Annotated in this window: 19 protein-coding genes and 1 tRNA gene; 5 read left to right on the top strand and 15 right to left on the bottom strand. The window is 40.0% G+C overall.

Translation table 11 applies throughout. The annotated features are described in order from the left end of the window. Positions 1–14 precede the first annotated feature (14 nt). Positions 15–1,340, top strand: a complete 1,326-nt coding sequence (gene rlmD / locus M0R36_08290; GenBank protein ID MCK9555794.1) for a 23S rRNA (uracil(1939)-C(5))-methyltransferase RlmD — start codon at positions 15–17, stop codon at positions 1,338–1,340. 175 nt (positions 1,341–1,515) lie between these two features. Here rlmD and M0R36_08285 read toward each other — a convergent pair. From M0R36_08285 to M0R36_08275, 3 genes are all read right to left on the bottom strand, one after another. After that, positions 1,516–1,591 (bottom strand) — tRNA-Lys (locus tag M0R36_08285). 222 nt (positions 1,592–1,813) lie between these two features. After that, positions 1,814–3,235 (bottom strand): hypothetical protein, encoded by a 1,422-nt coding sequence (locus tag M0R36_08280; protein ID MCK9555793.1) that lies wholly within the window; start codon positions 3,233–3,235, stop codon positions 1,814–1,816. A gap of 61 nt (positions 3,236–3,296) precedes the next feature. Next, complete coding sequence (locus tag M0R36_08275; protein MCK9555792.1) at positions 3,297–3,929, bottom strand: SH3 domain-containing protein; 633 nt, start codon at positions 3,927–3,929, stop codon at positions 3,297–3,299. A gap of 386 nt (positions 3,930–4,315) precedes the next feature. Here M0R36_08275 and M0R36_08270 point away from each other — a divergent pair, with 386 nt between their 5' ends. After that, a complete protein-coding gene (locus M0R36_08270) occupies positions 4,316–4,909 on the top strand; it encodes a hypothetical protein (protein MCK9555791.1) in 594 nt (197 codons plus the stop codon). Between the two features lie 180 nt (positions 4,910–5,089). Here the strand turns inward: M0R36_08270 and metW are convergent, their stop codons facing one another. The 5 genes from metW to M0R36_08245 form a co-directional block, all read right to left on the bottom strand. Beyond that, on the bottom strand, positions 5,090–5,683 hold the full coding sequence (gene metW / locus M0R36_08265) for a methionine biosynthesis protein MetW (GenBank protein MCK9555790.1): 594 nt from the start codon (positions 5,681–5,683) through the stop codon (positions 5,090–5,092). Beyond that, entirely contained in the window at positions 5,683–6,870 is a 1,188-nt protein-coding gene (locus M0R36_08260; GenBank protein MCK9555789.1) for a homoserine O-acetyltransferase, read from the bottom strand. The genes metW and M0R36_08260 overlap by 1 nt, the downstream gene beginning before the upstream one ends. 150 nt (positions 6,871–7,020) lie before the next feature. Then, complete coding sequence (locus M0R36_08255) at positions 7,021–8,556, bottom strand: long-chain fatty acid--CoA ligase (protein MCK9555788.1); 1,536 nt, start codon at positions 8,554–8,556, stop codon at positions 7,021–7,023. Continuing rightward, positions 8,553–9,092, bottom strand: coding sequence for a hypothetical protein (locus M0R36_08250; protein MCK9555787.1), 540 nt, complete (start codon positions 9,090–9,092; stop codon positions 8,553–8,555). Before M0R36_08250 ends, M0R36_08255 begins: the two co-directional genes overlap by 4 nt. Next, a complete protein-coding gene (locus M0R36_08245) occupies positions 9,089–9,787 on the bottom strand; it encodes a hypothetical protein (protein ID MCK9555786.1) in 699 nt (232 codons plus the stop codon). The genes M0R36_08250 and M0R36_08245 overlap by 4 nt, the downstream gene beginning before the upstream one ends. A gap of 80 nt (positions 9,788–9,867) precedes the next feature. On the opposite strand from M0R36_08245, the gene M0R36_08240 reads away from it, so the two are divergent. After that, on the top strand, positions 9,868–10,746 hold the full coding sequence (locus M0R36_08240; protein MCK9555785.1) for a DUF72 domain-containing protein: 879 nt from the start codon (positions 9,868–9,870) through the stop codon (positions 10,744–10,746). On the opposite strand, the gene M0R36_08235 is transcribed toward M0R36_08240, so the two are convergent. After that, positions 10,741–11,670: a tetratricopeptide repeat protein gene (locus M0R36_08235; GenBank protein ID MCK9555784.1), complete on the bottom strand. Its 930-nt coding sequence runs from the start codon at positions 11,668–11,670 to the stop codon at positions 10,741–10,743. The genes M0R36_08240 and M0R36_08235 overlap by 6 nt on opposite strands. Further along, positions 11,667–13,097 carry a hypothetical protein gene (locus M0R36_08230; GenBank protein MCK9555783.1) on the bottom strand — a complete coding sequence of 477 codons (1,431 nt, stop codon included), beginning with the start codon at positions 13,095–13,097 and terminating at the stop codon, positions 11,667–11,669. Before M0R36_08230 ends, M0R36_08235 begins: the two co-directional genes overlap by 4 nt. Before the next feature lie 100 nt (positions 13,098–13,197). Between M0R36_08230 and M0R36_08225 the strand changes: the two genes are divergently transcribed. Then, complete coding sequence (locus M0R36_08225; GenBank protein ID MCK9555782.1) at positions 13,198–13,560, top strand: BON domain-containing protein; 363 nt, start codon at positions 13,198–13,200, stop codon at positions 13,558–13,560. Between the two features lie 3 nt (positions 13,561–13,563). On the opposite strand, the gene M0R36_08220 is transcribed toward M0R36_08225, so the two are convergent. The 3 genes from M0R36_08220 to M0R36_08210 all read right to left on the bottom strand — a co-directional run bounded on the left by M0R36_08220 (position 13,564) and on the right by M0R36_08210 (position 16,026). Continuing rightward, a complete protein-coding gene (locus M0R36_08220) occupies positions 13,564–13,899 on the bottom strand; it encodes a hypothetical protein (GenBank protein MCK9555781.1) in 336 nt (111 codons plus the stop codon). Then, positions 13,899–14,930 (bottom strand): aldo/keto reductase, encoded by a 1,032-nt coding sequence (locus M0R36_08215; protein MCK9555780.1) that lies wholly within the window; start codon positions 14,928–14,930, stop codon positions 13,899–13,901. The genes M0R36_08220 and M0R36_08215 overlap by 1 nt, the downstream gene beginning before the upstream one ends. 202 nt (positions 14,931–15,132) lie before the next feature. Further along, a complete protein-coding gene (locus M0R36_08210) occupies positions 15,133–16,026 on the bottom strand; it encodes a PD-(D/E)XK nuclease family protein (GenBank protein MCK9555779.1) in 894 nt (297 codons plus the stop codon). Positions 16,027–16,155: 129 nt separating this feature from the next. Here M0R36_08210 and M0R36_08205 point away from each other — a divergent pair, with 129 nt between their 5' ends. After that, a complete protein-coding gene (locus M0R36_08205; GenBank protein ID MCK9555778.1) occupies positions 16,156–17,817 on the top strand; it encodes a nucleoside kinase in 1,662 nt (553 codons plus the stop codon). Positions 17,818–17,857: 40 nt separating this feature from the next. On the opposite strand, the gene M0R36_08200 is transcribed toward M0R36_08205, so the two are convergent. Together M0R36_08200 and M0R36_08195 are read right to left on the bottom strand one after the other, a co-directional pair. Further along, on the bottom strand, positions 17,858–18,433 hold the full coding sequence (locus tag M0R36_08200; protein MCK9555777.1) for a hypothetical protein: 576 nt from the start codon (positions 18,431–18,433) through the stop codon (positions 17,858–17,860). 14 nt (positions 18,434–18,447) lie between these two features. Next, positions 18,448–19,539: a GntR family transcriptional regulator gene (locus M0R36_08195; GenBank protein ID MCK9555776.1), complete on the bottom strand. Its 1,092-nt coding sequence runs from the start codon at positions 19,537–19,539 to the stop codon at positions 18,448–18,450. Positions 19,540–19,606: the final 67 nt, after the last annotated feature.

The raw sequence follows: 19,606 nt of genomic DNA, 5'->3' as shown, positions 1-19,606 counted from the left end.
ATATAAATTACCATGTGATTATTTCAGTATTTTACCGGTATGATATAATTGACGCCATGCAAATTAAAATAGAAAAAATAGTATATCCCGGAAAAAGCCTTTCCCAAACCGGCGGAAAAATAATCTTTACCGATGAAGGCCTGAGAGGGGAACTGGTGGAAGTCGAACCCATAAAAGAAAAAAGCAATTTCATTGAAGCAAAAACCGTCAGTATACTTTCCCCTTCGGCCAAGAGGATAAAACCGCGGTGCGCACATTACAAAATATGCTCCCCCTACCAATATATGGACTATGATACGCAGATAAAAATCAAACACGCGCAATTAAAAGAAGATTTTTTCGCCCACCAGCTGAAAATAGAATCGCCGGATATCATCTTCCGTCCATCACCCAGGATATGGAATTACAGGAACAAGATAAGCCTCAATATAATATGGGAAAATAAAGCCCCTCATCTCGCATACAATCTGCCTGATTCCCGGACACAGTTCGAAAAAATAGAACAGTGTTTTCTGGTATCCGGCAATATAAGCCTGCTGTTAAAACGGCTGTTACAGATAATAAAAGACAGCGGACTGGATTTTATAAATAAAGTAGTAGTGAAGGAAAGTTCGCATAACAAAAGCCTGCTTTTAACCCTTTACGGCGTTGAGCCGAAAGAACTGAAAGATTTTTCCGACAGCTTCAGTGAATTAACAGCCCAATCTCCCCTTGCCGGCGCCGTATATATCTGCAAAAAGAAAAATCACAGGCTTGTCCTGGCGGGAAATTATTTTATCGAAGAATATGCCGGCCAAACCCGCTTTCTTATAGGGTCCGAATCTTTTTTTCAGACAAATATCGGAATGTTAAATATCCTGATGGAAGACCTGATAAAATCCATTACACTGGACAAAAATACAACTGTCGCCGATCTTTACTGCGGCGTCGGAACATTCGGTATCCTGCTGGCAAAAAGAGTGTCAGGGGTTATTGCCGTGGAGTCCTCGAAAGAAAATATACATTTTCTGAAGAAAAATCTTGAACTCAACAATATTACAAATTTTCATATCGGTAAAGGCGACTGCGGAAAATTGATAAGCTCTGTGTTGAAATCATCGCCCGGCATTTTGATTATTGATCCGCCGCGGAAGGGTTTGGATAAGAATATCTGCAGGCACATCCTGATGAAACCGCCCAAAACCATAGCCTATATATCGTGCAACCCGGCAACGCTCACGAGAGACTTAAAAATATTACTGTCCGCGTATAAGCTGAAAAATATTTTCGCGTACGATTTCTTCCCCCAGACCCCGCATATGGAAACAATGGTTATTTTAGAGAAGAAAAACACTGTGTAAACTTTTAATTTTTGACCACACCCGCCACAAAGCCTCGGCGGGCAGGGATAACTCAGATTTACACATTTACCCGCCTTAGGCGGGGATTAAAAAAACACATGCCTTGAAACCTTTTCTAACGCTTGCACTAAACTTTATGTGGTTTCGCGCTTGCACTGAACCCTGTGTGGTTCAGTGGTGCCCCAACTAGGACTCGAACCTAGGACCCACTGATTAAGAGTCAGTTGCTCTGCCGACTGAGCTATTGGGGCATTGATACGACGTGAACTATATTTTATTGACGGTAAAACAGCAAATTTTAAAGGCTTCTACAATTTCCCAACACTTCCCCAAAATTCCCTGTTTTGCCAAACTTTTACTACAATTTTTACTACATACGTATTTGTGTCTATAAAGAACAGGAACTTAAGGAAGTGAATTTTACATAATGACAATCAAAAAAACAAGCAAAAATTCGTATTAACTATTAAGGATTACTTTTTATTTTTCAAACTTTTTAATATCATCTCTCTTCTTTTCTTAAGCTTGTCTAAGAATTGAGACGGTGGGATATTATAATAGTCGGGTGTAGTATGTTCCAATGCATATAATAACTCCGATGCCTTAAGTTCCAACAAAAAATATCCTTTGCTTTTAGCTTTTGCAATAACTTCTCTAGCATATTTCTTGCTTAATTCTATCTCACCCGTTGAACGCAAGTGATTAGATAAATTATGTGTAACATTAACAACTCCTTCTTCATCCCCTAGAGCAGCATAAATTTTTTTTGATTCACTAAAAGCAGTCTTACATCTATTATCACAAAAACCTGCAACTTCAGGATATGTTTTCGCCAGAATAATATAACTATTAGCATTCATTAAGCCACTAATTAAATACATATTAGCTAAAGCCTTATACATTTTTTTTGCACGAGAATCTTCAATCACAGTTCGTAATATACTTTCAATATCTTCTTGATTTTTCCCAATTTTTTTATTTATATGTTCATACTCTGCTTCATTAAAAATGCCAGTTTTATAAGCTACTTGTTCTATAAAGTATCGATCTAATAATAAGAAATCTCTTTCATCAGAGAGCAGCAAAGCTTTTTGTGCCATTAATGACAATCTAGCTAATTGATTTTTAACTTTTTCAGCTATCTTAATACCCTCATCGCACATTGGAATTAACTCGGATACATTCTCCCGCAATCCATAATGGCCTGTTACAATATTTATAATGGCTTGCAATTTAACTCTGTCATTGGAAGTTTCATAATATACTTCCCGTGATATTGTTACGGCTTTATCAACATCGCCATCTTCATAACTTTTTAGAGCTTTTTCTAAACGAGGCTCAATGACAAAAACACTTTTTTCTCCCTTTTTATCATGGAACGCTGGATTGATTAATCTCTCTAAACAATCAAAACGAATATCCATTTTTTCCCTTACCTTATCTATCTTTGCTTCTATATCTGGAAAAATCATCAATGGAAATTGTTTTACAATGTGTGGATGTTTGGCAGCTAATTCGGTTAATTTATCCTCTCCATAAGAAACGCTTTTAAAACCATAGTTCGACGCTTCTTTTTCAAGATACAAAATGACTTCTGTTCTCAAATTCATCGGTGTAACAAAAACTAGTGTATTAACCGACAAGTTCTTAGATTTTATGGTTTTGACTGCTTTTTTAATATCACTTGAAATTTTTGATTTATTTTTTGAGTCATTATTTTTCTGCGGTTTTTCAGGACAATAAATCATAAATATTCTACTATCAGCAATATATCCATCTATCCCCAAATCACCACCGCTATCATCTATGCTTTGAAAATTATGATCTTCTGCCGAAAATAGCAGTGAACAAAAACGTTGGAACTCTATCGGATTGGTAAATTCTGTAATTCTCATTTCTCTAAAAATATTCGTATGCTTGTTTTAATATCAAATGTCAAAAAATTAAGTCTATTTTTCAAGGCAATCTATATTCCGCCCAAATCTTTGCGTTATTAGACCCCAAAACTATTACCTCTATAGGCTTTTGGTAATTGGTTTGTTTCCTGTAAGCATTTGCTATATATGCGGCAATATTTTTGACATTATGAATTGATGTATATTTAGAAGAATCAAGTCTTACATAGATTTTATAATCATTTTTTAATCTTACCCACTTTACATCGCCAGTATTTAAAAGCCAGTCTTTAAAATTATTTTTGGCTTCTTCACCAAATGGCCCTTCTCTCACTTTATCCGCGCCAGGGATTCGTTTTATCTCACTTGCAACCTTATCAGTATCTTCAATTATTTTATTCCCTTCAGTCACATATTGACTAATCCATCCATATTTCCCTTTAGCTTTTACTTTATACCAAATAACAAGTAAAGGCCCGCTTCTTACAGTTTTTTCTTCGAAGATTTCTACTTTTTTACCTGGGGGTATTTTCCCTAAAGAATCTCTTCCGTTTGGCAATTCTCTTATAGTTGCAGGAGCTTCGGAACTTATTATCACGAATTGATGTGTTTCTGCTTGTAGATTAGGAAGATATGGATAAAAAATAACTAAGACAAAAAAGAGGTGTTTTAATATCTTGCATTTCAGATTCATTATCACCCAAAAATATCTTTTACCCTTTTTTATGGATAGGAAAAACTCTGGATACTTTTTTCTTTCAGTTAGTTGATTTATTATAGTTTGATCCCCCCAATAATACAACCCTAATCACCGGCACTCTAAACCTCAAATGAATTAACCAACCTCTTTATTTCAGATTCAGAAAAATTTTAAGTTTTTCTTCTCAGATAAGGTTCCAGTTTGGAAAGCTTTGCTTATTTCTATCACATTTTTTTAATCTTTTTATTTGTTTTAACAAATTTATATTACATAACTATCTGCATACCAAGAAATTACTATTTTAAATTTCATTGACATTCCATTAATGGAAGATTACCATCTTTATGCAATACTCATTTTAGTTTTAAAGAGGGGGGATTATGAGGAAGCATTCGTTTTTGCTTTTATTATTATGTTCTATTATCAGCGGCTGTGCAAGTTATCGTGCAGGAAGATTGCCTACTTCAGATATTGCTTCTTATAGCACTGCCCAAGATCAAGATGGATTAAAGGTAGCTGCAAAATTTTTTGATGCAAAAGAATCAAAACAGGTTTTTGGTGTCAAAAAATTATACAGAGTTTATCAACCTGTATACATCCTCATTGATAACAGAACGGCCAATACATATGAATTTAAAAAAAGAATGTTAAATAAAGATACCGTTCCTGCCGAGGAAGTTGCAAATGAATGTGGTTTCAGCACTGCCGGCAGAGCAACTGCCTATGGTGTTGCTGGCGTATTCATATGGCCTTTCTTAATTCCTGCTGTAGTTGATGGTGTTGGATCTTCAAAGGCAAATCAGCGGATGGAAGATGATTATATGTATAAAGAAATTAAAGATGAAAGAATCCCCCCAAATGGACTTTTAAATGGTGTAGTTTTCTTAGGAAAAATGAAAGATGGAGAAGAATTAGCAATCAGACTTAGAAACGTTGATAACGAAGAAATAAAACTTTTTCCATTTATAAAATAATAGGAATTAAACGAATCTTTTATCACCGATACCCTACCACCACTCCCGAAAATGAGTAATTTTTCTGCAAGGTCAAGGAAGGCGAATATTTCTTTCAGGACTGCATTGGAGTCCCGCCAACGGCGGAACGCACAAGGATTTTTGAAGGCTGACGAAAAGATTGCGAAAAAGTGCCATTTCCTATCTGGATATCACAAACATCCCAAACCTGCAAAGAAGGTTCGGAAAAAGGCCTGACCTTTCCTGATTCAGAGACCTGAAACAATATTCTCTTTCTATGGCAATACCTTCGTTCCCGCAGAATTTCTTAAAATCCTTGATAGTCAGATGATGGATATTGGGAGAATCATACCAGTTGTAAGGCAGTTCGTTCGACCGGGGCATTATCCCGCCGAAAAACAGCATTCTGCGTATTTTCCAATGGCCGAAATTGGGGAAAATGACTATACCCTTTTTGCCGACTCTCAATATTTCATCAAGGACTTTTTTGGGCTTATGCACAGCCTGGAGAGTCTGGGAACATATGACAAAATCATACGATTTATCGGGATAATCGGAAAGCCCTTCATCGATATCGGTATGGATTACGGGAACACCGGCCTTGGAACATTCCTTTATCTTGTCGGGGTCGATTTCCACGCCCTGGATGCTCGCGTTTTTCAACTCGGAAAGTTTTTTTAGCAGAGACCCGTCCCCGCAGCCAAGGTCAAGGACTTTGCTCCCCTTATCAATCAACGAAGCGATTATCTGATGGTCTTTTCTTAAAGTTTCCATTATCTGCCCCTGATATTATCCAGAAACGGAGAAACAACTTCTTCCAGTTCGCCTATCTCTTTTTCAACAAGAAAGGAGTCGTGCCCGCTTTCGGATTTGATATTGTAATAAGTCACAGAAATGTTATTGGCTTTTAAAGCTTTAACTATCTCTTTTGACTGCCATGTAGGAAAAAGCCAATCCGACGTATAAGAAACTATTAGAAACCCGGATTTAACATCCTTAAACGCATTTTCAAGGCTGCCGTAGTCCCGATACAGGTCAAACGCGTCCATTGCTTTAGATATATAAAGATATGAATTGGCGTCAAACCGTTTAACGAAAGAATCTCCCTGGTATGAGAGATAACTTTCAATCTCATACTCATCCTGGGTAAAATCAACCATGGCGGGAGAATCCCCGTTAACAGCGTCTTTATCAGCTTTTGTCTTCCGGCCGAATTTCTGTTCTATCGCATCCTCGCTTAAATAGGTAATATGGCCTATCATCCTCGCTATGGCCAATCCCTTCTCGGGATTTTTGCCTTTATCATAATAATCGCCTTTAAACCAGTTGGGGTCCGAAGTAATAGCTTCTCTTCCCACCGCGTTAAAGGCGATGCCCTGGGCGCTGAGCTTGGCGGTCGAAGCTATGACAATCGCGGATTTGACCACTGCAGGATAATCTACAGCCCATTGAAGGACCTGCATTCCGCCGAGGGAACCTCCTATAACGGCCAGAATATTCTTTATGCCCAGATGGTCGATTAAGCGCTTCTGGACATTAACCATATCCCTTACGGTAATAGGCGGGAAAGTTGTGCCGTACGGTTTGTTATTTTTTTTATTTATTGAACCCGGCCCTGACGAGCCTTTGCACCCGCCTATAATATTCGAACAAATAACAAAATATTTATCCGTATCTATCGCTTTTCCGGGCCCGATAAAGATATCCCACCAGCCGGGCTTTTTATCGTCCGCGGAATGCAAGCCGGCGGCATGAGCGTCTCCCGAAAGGGCATGCGCAACCAGCACAGCATTATCTTTACGGGAATTAAGTTTGCCGTATGTTTCATAGCAGACATCGACAGGAGACAGTTTTCTGCCGCATTCCAATTCAAGCGAATCGAATGTAACTGTTTCGGGCTTTACCAGGCCCACTGATTGTTTTCCGCCGTTTGCTTCCATCTCGTTCACGCCTTTCAACATTTTACATAAAAAAACCTGATGCGTAAAGCACCAGGTCTAAAAAACCGTTAAACCTACGCTTTAGCGCTTATTTTATGTGGTCGCAAGTTGTAGCTTAAATCACCACTTTCTGCAGAATATAATGCTATACAGTTTTTGTCAATAAAAACATTATTTTTCCATCAGCGCCTTGATATCTTTTTTCAATATCTTACCCGTGGGCGTCCGCGGAAGCTCTTTTTCTATCCTGATCGTATGAGGGATCTTGTAAGGAGCTAATTTCCCCTTGCAGAATTTTACAAGTTCCCCGGGCCCGGCGCGGAAGCCGTCCCTCAAAGTGACAAAGGCCACCGCTTTCTCACCCCTGTGCTTATCTTTCACACCCACAACGGCCGCATCTCTTACGGAAGGGTGCTGATATAACACCTGCTCTACTTCTCTCGGATAAACATTCAAGCCGTGGGAAAGGATCATATCCTTTTTCCTGTCTATTATATAAATATAGCCGTCTTTATCCACCTTGCCTATATCGCCCGTGAACAGCCAGCCGCCTCTTATGGCTTTTGCAGTCTCTTCTTCAAGGTTCAGATAACCTTTCATCACGTTAGGCCCCTTAACGATAATTTCCCCTATCTCGCCGGGAGGCAGTTCTTTTTCATCATCGTCGACAATCTTTATGCTGACATTTTTTAACGGCAGGCCCACAGAACCTACTTTCCTTTCTCCGCGCAAAGGATTAACGGAAACCACGGGGGAAGCTTCCGACAGGCCGTAGCCTTCCATCAGAGGCAGGCCTGTATTTTTTTCGAAATTCTTAAGCACTTCCTCGGACAGCGGGGCCGAACCTGAAATACAAAACCTTATCTTTAATATCTTTCTTACAAGCCACGGAATTTTTTTATCCGACAGCAGATGAAATATCTGAGGTATGCCCACAAACCCGGTCACCCTGCCCAGTATAATAGCCCTTATAACCCTGTGGAAAGGCCTGACTGATTCGAGAAGAATAAATGAAGCCCCCGCAAACAGAGGGGTCAACATACAGACGGTTATGGTGAATGAATGAAAAAGAGGAAGGACAACGACAATCCTGTCCTTTTTCCCGACGTGAAGCACATCCAGGCAGTCTTTAACATTGGAAACCAGGTTATAATGGCTCAGGATAGCGCCTTTTGGAAAACCTGTAGTGCCGGAGGTATATATTATGACGGCCGCATCATCGGGCATAACCTTTGTTTCCCTGAAGCGCCCGCTTTTGAAAAGCGATCTGTAATCTATGTCCCTGTCTTCTTTGACGCAGTTCCCTATGACAATAACCGCAGGCCTGTTTTCCATCTGCATGACGGCTTTCCTGACAACATCGTAATATTTAACGCCCGTAATGACCGCTCTGGCTTTGGAATCCGAAAGGATATATTTTATTTCGTCGGCGACAAGGAAATTGTTGATAGGCACGATACAGGAGGCCGTCTTGAGAATGCCGAAAAAACTTACAACATATTCCGGGCAGTTACCGGCAATCAGCGCCACCCTATCCCCCTTCGAAAGGCCTACTTTAGCAGCCAGGCCCGAAGCAAATTTATCCGATAAGCGGTCGAGTTTTTTATAAGTGTACTTCCTTTTCCCGAACCTGTACGCGGTCCCGGAGAACAACCCGCCGGCATTCCTGCAGGGAATATCAATAATCGTCTCTATTTCGGCGTTCACTCTCCGGTCCCTCCTCCGGCTTCCGGAATTGTTATTTCCTCCACATTAACCTTGGAGGTTGAAGCCTTTTTGATGACTTTCTTCTCTTCCCTTTCGCCAAATGTTACCTCAACAACGGCATACTTGTAATTCCTGGTATAAGGGAATTCAAAAGCGTATGTATGTCCGCCTTTAAGCTGGTTGCCGTTTATCCAGCTGTCAGAAACAACCTTGTCGTCGGCAGACCCGTTATCCAGCACCTCCAGCACTTTCATATCGGCATCAAGCGTAGCCGCTCTCAGTTTGACCTCATGCCATCCCTTTGCCCTTATCCTGAATTTTACATATATCCGGTTTGACTCCCCCGGGTCCACTTTTTTCAAAACACTGCTTACCGTGATCGGCTCATTGCCGCTGTTTTTAGCTTCGGCCTCTTTATTGCCGAAACGGTTTTTTAAATCATCGAGGGTAATAACTTTCTTCTCTGAATACGCGTTCCGGCCCGAAGCCAGAAAAACCAGTAAAAATATAATAATCAACCATGTCCGGCGTCTCATAATTTTGTCCTTTCAAATAATTGGCTGCATGCATTTATAAATTGGCCGTAACTTTTAACGCTGTACTCCATCGAATCCCGGAAAAAACTTCCAAATGAAGTTGATTTGGACAGAAAACATAACATAAGAGATAATATCACTACATTGGATATATATACTATAACAAGCGACAGGACAACTCCCGGGCCCTGAAAATCCGTCTGTTCTTTTGTAAGGACATAAAGCGTGATAGTAAAATGGAAAGCCCACATGAAACCCACAAGAAAAGACATCAACTTCCAATAAGGTTTCATTTCAAAGAAGATATCCAGAAACAAATACAGGAATATGACAAGCACACAATAAAGGGGAAAAAAATACGGGGCCAATTCTATGACAAAATTGCTTTTTGTGACTTTTACGCTTCCGCCGTTCTTATGCAGCTTAAAGCCCTTTACTTTTCCCCCGAACAGAAAAACCCATATAACATGGACTAATTCATGAGTAAAAACATAAGTCCTTATGGGCTGTTGTAAAACAGCGTATATCAGCAGGTATGAAAAAAACCCGAAAACGAACGGCATCAGGCTGTAAACGTCGAAATACGTGGATACAGACTTATATAAGGCTACTGAAAGGCCGCAGGCAAGCGGTGTCAACGCCACTGCAATCAGTATTTTTATGAAAGAAATACAGATATTCTTAAACCATGTCATTTTAAGCAGATATTTTATAATAACCTATTTAGAAAAAATAGTTTTTTATATCCTGTTTTTTAATATATGATAATAAACAAATGAAAAAAATGTTTTTCGGAACCGCCGGATGGTCATATCCTGATTGGAAAGGAAAGGTTTATCCTCCGCAGATACCCGGTAATTTCGACAGGTTAAGATATCTTTCAAATTTCGTGGATTTCATTGAAATCAACAGCTCTTTTTACAGTTACCCGTCCGTAATGAACGCAAACAACTGGAGTAACTCCGTAAAAGATAAAAGCGGGTTTCTGTTCTCCGCAAAACTGCATAAGGATTTCACCCATAACATAAATTTTCCCGCTGAAGGCAGCATATCCGCAGTGAAAAAATTTTTGGACGCCCTGAAAAACAATGGGAAATTCGCCTGCCTGCTCGCGCAATTCCCGTATTCTTTCCACTTCACAAAAGAAAACAGGCTTAAAGCCGAAAAAATAACTAAAACTTTCCATGATTATGATGTTGTAATGGAAATAAGGCATAATTCATGGGACTGCGGGGACGCGGAATCGTTCCTCTGTGAAAACAGCGCAGGCATAGCGACTATAGACCAGCCCGAAAAATCATTAAACATTAAACCCCGGTTCCATGGCGGAAGCATGATCCTTTACCTTCGGCTGCATGGAAGGAATAAAGAAAACTGGTTCAGCGAAAAATCCGGCAGAGATGAAAGGTACGATTATTTATATTCAGAATCAGAGTTGCGTCCGTTCGCTGACGGATTATCGCATCCGGATATATCGCGCGGGTACGCGGTAGGAAACAACCATTATGAGGGAAAAGCCCTTGCCAATATCCTGCAACTGAAATCGATGGTTCTTAAATCGAAAATCAAATGCCCTCCCGTTATACTTGAAAATTATGAGACGCTCGGGCATTACTGCTACGCGGATACTCCCGTGCAGAAAAGACTTTTATAACTTGCGTTCAGCGGCTTTAATATACATTCCGGCTTTTTCATTACCGGGATCTTTTTCCAATACCGCCCTGAACATTTCAACGGCTTTTTTGTAATTCTGCTTCCTGTATTCAAGCAAAGCTGCTTTATAAAGAGCTCCGGCATCTTCATTATCCGAGACAACTGCGGTTGAGTCAGCCGCTTTTTCGGGTTCTTCCTTTACAGCAACCGGAGGCGGTAACTGCTTGTTTTTCTTCTCTAACGCAATTTTCTCTTCCAGCGCTTTTCCCTTTTGTTTTTCCTTTTCCTCCCGCGCAAGCTCTTTTTCCCTCACCTTCTCTTTTTTCGCTATCCTGTCATCGCACCTTTTAATGTATCTCTTCGCCTTTTTATTCGAACTGTCTGAAGAAAGGACTTGTTCAAAAATCTCTTTCGCTTTCTCATGCTCACCGTTTCTGTAACAGTTTACCCCTTCATCCATAAGTTTAGCCGTTTGAACCGAAAGCATGACTTCTTCGGAAGTTTCCCCCGGCGCTGCGCTATCATCCCCTTCACTAATTGATATATCCTCCGGAGCTTTTCCCTCCGCAATCTCCTCTATGGCATCGGGTTCGGTAATCACTTCGCCGGATTCGCCGGAGTTTAGCGTTTCATCCTGCTCATCAACGTTTTCAGGTTTGAGTTTCTCCTTGCACTTAAGCGCGTATCTTTGAGCTTTTTTGTTATCCGGATCGAACTTTAATATTTTATCAAACTCAGATTTCGCCGCGCTGTAATTACCGGATTGATATTCGCTGATGCCTGTCTCATAACATTCAATTATAATTTCCCTTTTTTCCTTTTCGGTGTATGCCTGCTTTGAAAGGCAATCCTTATGGCACGCAAAAACCATAAAAATCAACAATAAATATTTACCGTCCTTCAAAATGCTGTGCGGCTTTGTCATTTTATTCCTTTCCCTTTTTTTCTTAATATAATCCTCTCAATGGATTTTCCGGGGCCAAACCTCGTAAGATTAATAATAAAAAGCTGTAATAACCTTCTGATAGCCTTTATGTCTTTCGTATCCTCGTGCTCCCATACCAATTTGGAATCAATTATCTTTCTGCTCATTAACTGAATGCCTTTTGTGGATTTACCCGCCACTTTCCATATTTTATTCAAAAATCTCACAAAAACATCTTTTGCCGCCAGGTCTTTGACATATTTGTCTTTGCTGCAGAAATATACCCTCAAAGCAAAAGAGAAAATCAGATGGACGGGCGCTTTTCCCGTATTCGCCATATACTGCCTTACTGTTTCCAGGAAATCGCGCGCCGGGCTTATGCTCCCGTTTATCAGAACAAATGATTTTCCATCGCCTATATAAGGGTTGTTCAGCCTCTCGATAATATTTTCGGAATCTTTGATGTGTTTTTCCCCCACTTCTTTTACGGAGGGCAGAATCTCATGAAAAACCATATTTTTAATAAATTTCGAATAAATCCTGTTATTGCATATTTCCGAAAAATTTTTCGCGTTAATCAGGGTCTTCAACAGATAGACAAAAGTCAAAGTTTCCTTATAAACTTTCTCTCTTATATCATAATAATAAGAAATGTCATCCGTATAAAGAACATTCAGATAGGGCTTAATAAAGGGTATTTCTCTGGCGAGCTTCTTGGGCCCTTTGATTACCCACCTGTAAAAAGGTTCGGCCTCAAGTATTAAACGGTCGGAATACCCCATTTCCTTTTCAATACGCTCTGCTTCCCCGAAAGGGAAACCCGTCACTATCCTGTCACACACCGTAGAAAGAAAAAAACAACTTGTATTCAGCCATTTAAGGAACCCTTCGCCAAGACACCAGTATTTTGCCGTTTTAATGACCGCGTTTTTCAACAATTCCCCGTTGTCGCAGGTATTTTCGCATGGAAGCAATATCATTCCCTTATCGCTATTCCCTTTAAAATGCTTAAACCTCTTAAAAAGGAATAACGCTATTTTACCGGCAATATTTTCCGGCGGTTTCGCAGTAATCTGCTCGTTGGGTTCGGCATGGCATTTATCCGATTTATCGTCCGAGATTATGAAACGCAGATCGTCTCTCTTATAAAGCTCTGAAAAACTCTTATAATCAACGTAGGGATTTATTGATTCGGATATGCAGTTAATTATTTCTTTCCTGTCGATACGGCCCGTTTTGGGATTTCCCCGGAGCACCAGGGTATACAGGTTGCTCTGGTTCTGCAGTTCCTTGACCCTTCCCGAGCGGTGCGGCTGTATGACTATCACGGAACCTGTCGGCTCCTTTTTGTTAAGCTCGTGGACAATAGGGTCAAAAAAAGCCCTTATAAAATTGCTGTCTCCAAATTGAAGAAAAACCTGTTTCATAGTTTATAAATGATATCAAATCGTAATTTTATAGTCATCAACTAACTTGCAATTATACATAAAAAGCTATATACTATCTCATCCATCACAGGAGGGCATTATGAAATACATTATTTTCTTGCTGGTTTTAATGTTTACCTTTTCATCCGCTTATTGCGCGGACAAATCCAGGGCAAAGAGAGAAAAAGAGGCGTCTCTCCAGGAAAAAGTCTCTACGGGAACCAATTTCGGCAGCAGTAAAATAAATGTTATCTCCAACAAAGATATACAGGATAAGGTTACGGATACCTTAAAAAAAGCCGACATAGTCCCTGTTGAAGAATTAGAAATATTGGTAAAAGACAGCATTGTGACTGTCAGCGGAAACGTCGATTCCCTGGAACAAAAAGACAAAATCCAGCAGGCGATAATGTCTGTGCCGGGTGTCAGGGGATACAAAAGCAATTTAAAAATAAGGAAATAAAAGCTATTTCCCGTTATACGTGCCGGTCGTGAGCTTGCCGCGGTATTTCTGTCCGGAGAATTTATCTTCGGAAACAGCCTGTGTTATCTCTTTCGAGCGCTCATCGATATCGGAATCGCTGATTATATAACCTTTGTTTCCTCCGGTAGGATTTTCGTCCGGGTCAAATGTTTTGGCCGTAGTCTCAAGGACATTGCCGACGGCTTTGGTGGTTTCCACAACAAGATTGCCGACACTTTTTACTGATTCCGAAACTACATTATCATCATCGCAAAAAGCGCCCGGCATGCAAAAAAACAGCAGTAAAATACCCGATAAAACAACAAATTTACCTGTCATTATTTTTTCTCCTTATTCCCTTTATATTTTCCCGGCAAACTTTTCCTGAGTTCATGTATGATTCCCAGTTTTTCATCCCTGATTTTGAGAAGTTTCCCGATTCTGTCCATTATATCCACGCTAAGAATTATGCCGGATGCCGGAGCGGTTTCCTCTATCTGCTTTTTATTGCGCGTTCCCGCAATCGCCGCTGTAACAGACTCCCTGTTAATAACCCAGGCAAGCGATAACCGGGCAACGGTAGTATCAAGTTCATCAGCAACTTTTTTCAATTCTTCTATCAGCCACAGATTGACTTCCAGGTTAGGTTCCCTGAACTCACCGTTTTCTTTTTTCCTCCAGTCATCTTCAGGGAGAGAACTTATTTTGGCCCTGTCATATTTACCGGTCAACAGCCCGCATGACATCGGGCTATATGCGACAATTCCGATATTATTATCCGCGCAAAAATTGATTATATCCTTCTCAATTGCCCTGTTTAACATATTATAAGGCGGCTGCAGCGATACAACAGGCCCTATTTTCAGGATTCTCTGAATCTGCGGCACATTAAAGTTAGACACTCCCCCATATCTTATTTTGCCTTCATCCTTAAGCCGCATTATCTCTTCCCATGCCTCTTCAATTTTTTCGTCGGGAAAAGGCCAGTGAATCTGATAAAGATCTATATAGCTGATTTTTAATCTCGCAAGGCTGTTTTCCGCTTCTTTTCTCACGCTTTCGGCGGATAAATCATACCCTAACTTGCCTTTTGCATCCCATATGAGCCCGCACTTTGTAGCTATATAAAACTTATCCCTTAAGCCTTTAATTGCTTTTCCCACTATTTCTTCGGAATGCCCCAAACCGTAAACAGGAGCCGTATCTATCCAGTTCACTCCCAAATCCATGCTTCTTTTAATGGCTTCAACTGAATTTTTATCGGACTGGTCTCCCCAGCCGTAAGCCCATCCCGAACCTCCAATCGCCCACGCTCCGAGGCCGATAACGCTCAAATTAAGATTTGAACCGCCCAGTTTTCTTGTTTTCATGAGAATACCTCAAAAAACTTTTTTTACAACCACAGATAGCACAGATAATCACAGATAAAACTATTTTAATTTTTATTATATAAGTTATTTTTTCTTTTATTTTTTTCCATCCCCGCCAGAGGCGGGCAAGTGTGTAAATCCCTGCCTGCCGTAGGCAGGTGCGTCATCTGTGGTTACAATTTTTCTATTTTAAATTCTCTTCTCAGGCTCTTCCGCATAACTCCTTATAATTGCAAAACCTGCAAATATTCAGGTTGTCCGTCATCTTAAACTCCTCTTTTCCGACAGGAATATTATTTGCAACGTCACAGCAATACTTATACATATTTTCCGTTTCTTCCTTAGTCTTGTCCTCAAAGCGGGAGATGTCATACTCATTTATAACCGCTTTTAATTCATCATAATCTTCTCCCAGATAAATAATATATGCGTCGACTTTATCCGCGTGAGGATAAAATCCGAACTTCATCATTGCATAATAAACATACCCTATAAGCTGGTTTTCATGTTTGTCTGCATCTTTTTTCCCGGTTTTCCAGTCAAGAACAACAAATTTCCCGTCTTTCGGAAATAAAAAATCTACTTTAAGATAAGCTTTAAGGCCGTTAACCCTGGTCTCGCCAAAATCTCCCGGCTCTACAATCCACTTATCGCTGTTTTTTATCCCTTCAGAAAAAACCCAATTTTTCCAATTGCTGTTTAAAAAAGATTCAAGACAGGTTTCGACCTTTGGATACAAATCGGAAATCAGAATTTTCTCTTTTATGCCGTAATATGTTTCAAAAAAATTTTTCTTTTTGATCTGCTTTTCAGATTCGCGGCTCGAAAAATCTATAAATTTTTCAACATTAAGCTGCTCCTGCGTTTTTTTCAGCCGGTTAAGAAGGACCGCAATCACATCATGGACGACATTCCCTATTTCCAAAGGAATGCTCGTAAGATATTTCAGGGAATTTATCTTCGATTGGCTTACCTCTTTATCGTATTTGCCGTAATACTGATAATAATACTGCCGTTTACACTTTTTAAACGTGTCGTATCTGCTTACGGACCATCCTAAAACCGGAGTGAACTTATATTTGCTTTTTTCTGGCATAAAATATATCCCGCCTTTAATGGAATAGATATAACACATTGAGTACCCAAAGACAAACATGTTTTCTTGATTGGAACTTTTTAATGTTTTAGTATAAACTGATATAATAGAAAAACAGGAATGCGGACAATGAAAATTACTTTTACAGGCAGCAACTTTAAAAAAAGTATTCAGGTAAAATCAAAAAAACCTATTTTCAGGATTCTTGAGGAAAAAGGCATAAGGCTGTCTCCCCCGCCTATCGCCGCCATAATAGACAACTGCCTTTTCGACCTTGATTACAAGCTTAAAACAGACTCTGTTGTCGAACTTATCAGTTATAAGGACAGAGTGGGCGCTTCGGTTTACAGGCGCAGCCTTTCATTCATACTTCATGCTTCGGTAAAAGCCCTTTTTCCGGAAAGCCGGCTGGAAATAGGACAATCCATATCAAACGGTTATTACTATGACTTCGGAGACCCAAAAATAAAAATGACGGATTCCGCGCTTAAAAAAATCAAAAACAGGATGCGCGAAATAATAAAGCAAAGAATTCCTTTTATCCACGAGCTTTATCCCAAACAATCAGCCATAAAGCTTTTTATAAAACTGGGGTATCCGCAGAAAGTAAAACTTCTGGAAACCCTTAAAGGCCCTGACACAAGAATCGTAACCTGCGCGGGATTTTCAGATATATCCTACGGGCCTATGCTTCCTCATACCGGGTTTGCCCGGATATTCGATCTCCAGTTATATAATAAAGGCTTTATACTTGTATTTCCCGATCCTGAAAAACCGGACCTGACACCAAAAATCCCCCCCAACCCTTCCCTGTTTAAGACTTATATGGAAACAAAAGAATGGAACAAGATTATAGGAGTGAGAACGGTAAGCGACCTCAATAATATATGTATAAACGGAAATATCTCCGAGGCAATAAAAGTGGCTGAAGCTCTTCACGAAAAAAAGATAATACAGATATGCGACAAAATCAAAAATAACAGAAAAATAAAAGTTATACTTGTGGCAGGCCCTTCCGCTTCAGGGAAAACAACCAGCATAAAGCGCCTTTCCGTACAGCTTGCGGTAAACAACATACACTCCATCCCCATTTCACTTGATGATTATTTTCTGGACAGGGAAAAATCGCCTCTTGATGAGTATGGAGAATATGACTTTGAAACCCCAGGCGCTCTTAATATCAAATCATTTAATAAAGATATCGCCAACCTTCTTGCGGGCAAAAAAACAATACTTAATAAATTCAGTTTCAGCGAGGGAAAACAGGTGGCGGGAACTTCCTGCCGTATCCCCAAAGATAAAGATTTTGTAATAATAATCGAAGGCCTGCACGCTATTAATCCGGGTATCCTGCCTGATATAGGCAAAGAGAAAAAATTAAAAATATATTTAAGCGCGTTGACTCAACTGTGCATTGATGATCACAACCGGATATTTACATCCGATACAAGGCTGCTGCGACGCTTAATAAGAGATTGCATGTTCAGAGGTTACAGCGCCGCAGACACATTATCAAGATGGTACTCGGTGCGAAAAGGCGAAGAACAATACATTTTCCCATATCAGGACGGCGCGGATATAATTTTCAATTCCGCCCTGGTTTATGAATATGCCGTTCTGAAGATATTCGCTGAAAGATTTCTCCTTGAAGTCCGCGCCGACCGCAGGGAATACGTTGAAGCCACCAGGCTTCTGGATTTTCTGAATTTATTTGTAGCCATATCCCCGAATCAGACTCCGCCCGCGTCGATCTTAAGAGAATTCATCGGAGGAAGCGCCTTCGATTATTAACTTTTATCTTCTGCCCTTTTTTACCTTTATTCAATACAAACTATTTCGCCAGCCTTATGTTATCGACATAAACAACCTGAGGCTCAAGTTTAGCGGGCCTGTAAATCAATACATGTATTTTCTTTACTGAATTTTTGTCTTCAAGCTTTTGGTTATATTGCCAGTCGCTGGCTTTACATTTGAAATCATCTTTAGTCATATCAAAAGTAATGTTTTTGTTCCAGCCCTGCGAAAGAGCGATACGCGGTGTTTCATAATATGTCCACTCAGGCCCTGCATCAAACCCCAGAGAGACGGAGTACCCGAAAGGATACGGGCAGTAGATATCCATTATTATCTTTGTCCCTTCAAGATTCAAATAATCTTCGCGCGAAAAACCTACTTTCTCTCTCCAGTCTTCCGATTCCTCGATAATATCAACCTTCAAAGCATTTTTACCTTCGCTAACCTGATCGGAACTTTTTGAAAGCTCTGCGCCGCCGGTATTCTCCCATTCCACAGGCACCCATATAACACCGCCTTCAAATCCTTCCCAGATATATTCTTCCGCCGATAAAGCGCCTGCGAAAGCTGTAACAATAAACATAACCGCAATCCAACCGAAAAACCGCTTCATTAAATCCTCCTTTGTTAAATAGCTCTGCATGACTGTCTCACCATAAGCTCTGTGGTCAAAACAGTTTTCTCGCTCTTATTATTCTTTTTTTCTATGTTTTTAATTAATTTTTTTACCGCCAGAACCCCCATCTGCTCTCTCTGGACACGAACCGTAGTTAATGGAGGCCTGATCTGCGAACTCAATTCGATATCATCAAAACCGGCAATGCTTATATCACCCGGCACCTTCAGACCCTGATCCTGCAACGCGGACATCACTTTAATCGCGACAAGGTCATTACATGCGAAAACAGCAGTCGGCATATTCTCCGATTTAAACATCTTATCCACAATAATGTCATTTTCAATCAACAACACTGTTTCTATAAGATCTTCCGAGAACTTGATGCCATAATCAGATAAAGCTTTCTTATAGCCTTTAAACCTCTCCATAAAAGTGCCATGGTCGAGCGAAGCTCCCCAAAAACCTATTTTTCTGTGTCCCAGGTCTATTAAATATTTGACTACCTGATACGCGCCTTTTTCATTTTCGGTCACAACTGAATCCAGCCCCGCATCATTTATATAATGGTCGACAAGCACCAGAGGTATTCCTTTATCTTTAATGTCCATAATAAAATTATGAGGTATTTCTCCCACAAGAAGCAGTCCATCCACTTTATTTTCACTTGCCAGTTTAAAATTCGATATGTCGGCAATTATGTTCTGGTCCAAAAGCTGATAAAAAAGGTTATATCCGTGCGCTCTCGCTTCCGATTCAACACCTCTGAATACAAACGAGTAAAATGGATTGGAAAAAGCCGGATGGTGTTCCCTGGAGATAACAAAACCGATATTATTCGTTTTAAGCAAAAACGGGCTCTTGCTTTTTTCACTCAAAGACGCAAGAAATGTTCCTTTTCCGGGCACCCTGTAAAGAATACCCATATTTACAAGATCAGAAATTGCTTTCCTTATGGTTATCTGGCTGACATTGTATATCTTACAAAGACTTTTTTCAGATTCTATGCTATCTCCGGGTTTAAGCCTGCCGGATTTTACTCTTCCCTCAATAGATTTCTTAACTTGCTGGTAAAAAGGAACATGTGAAGTTTTGTCTATCAAAATAGCCTCCTTAACTTATAATAGAGTATACTCAGATATACTACTATACACCCGTTGGGCTATTCTG

This window comes from bacterium (assembly GCA_023228325.1).
GTDB lineage: Bacteria > Auribacterota > UBA6266 > UBA6266 > UBA6266 > UBA6266.
The sequence above is the reverse complement of the archived record's forward strand: the minus strand, read 5'-3'. Positions and strand labels throughout refer to the sequence as shown.

Excerpts from the sequence above, each read along its gene's own strand:
- M0R36_08280 (MCK9555793.1), bottom strand. The coding sequence starts at position 3,235 with ATGAGAATTACAGAATTTACCAATCCGATAGAGTTCCAACGTTTTTGT.
- M0R36_08275 (MCK9555792.1), bottom strand. The coding sequence starts at position 3,929 with ATGAATCTGAAATGCAAGATATTAAAACACCTCTTTTTTGTCTTAGTT.
- M0R36_08270 (MCK9555791.1), top strand. The coding sequence starts at position 4,316 with ATGAGGAAGCATTCGTTTTTGCTTTTATTATTATGTTCTATTATCAGC.
- metW (MCK9555790.1), bottom strand. The coding sequence starts at position 5,683 with ATGGAAACTTTAAGAAAAGACCATCAGATAATCGCTTCGTTGATTGAT.
- M0R36_08260 (MCK9555789.1), bottom strand. The coding sequence starts at position 6,870 with ATGTTGAAAGGCGTGAACGAGATGGAAGCAAACGGCGGAAAACAATCA.
- M0R36_08250 (MCK9555787.1), bottom strand. The coding sequence starts at position 9,092 with ATGAGACGCCGGACATGGTTGATTATTATATTTTTACTGGTTTTTCTG.
- M0R36_08245 (MCK9555786.1), bottom strand. The coding sequence starts at position 9,787 with ATGACATGGTTTAAGAATATCTGTATTTCTTTCATAAAAATACTGATT.
- M0R36_08240 (MCK9555785.1), top strand. The coding sequence starts at position 9,868 with ATGAAAAAAATGTTTTTCGGAACCGCCGGATGGTCATATCCTGATTGG.
- M0R36_08235 (MCK9555784.1), bottom strand. The coding sequence starts at position 11,670 with ATGACAAAGCCGCACAGCATTTTGAAGGACGGTAAATATTTATTGTTG.
- M0R36_08230 (MCK9555783.1), bottom strand. The coding sequence starts at position 13,097 with ATGAAACAGGTTTTTCTTCAATTTGGAGACAGCAATTTTATAAGGGCT.
- M0R36_08225 (MCK9555782.1), top strand. The coding sequence starts at position 13,198 with ATGAAATACATTATTTTCTTGCTGGTTTTAATGTTTACCTTTTCATCC.
- M0R36_08220 (MCK9555781.1), bottom strand. The coding sequence starts at position 13,899 with ATGACAGGTAAATTTGTTGTTTTATCGGGTATTTTACTGCTGTTTTTT.
- M0R36_08215 (MCK9555780.1), bottom strand. The coding sequence starts at position 14,930 with ATGAAAACAAGAAAACTGGGCGGTTCAAATCTTAATTTGAGCGTTATC.
- M0R36_08210 (MCK9555779.1), bottom strand. The coding sequence starts at position 16,026 with ATGCCAGAAAAAAGCAAATATAAGTTCACTCCGGTTTTAGGATGGTCC.
- M0R36_08205 (MCK9555778.1), top strand. The coding sequence starts at position 16,156 with ATGAAAATTACTTTTACAGGCAGCAACTTTAAAAAAAGTATTCAGGTA.
- M0R36_08200 (MCK9555777.1), bottom strand. The coding sequence starts at position 18,433 with ATGAAGCGGTTTTTCGGTTGGATTGCGGTTATGTTTATTGTTACAGCT.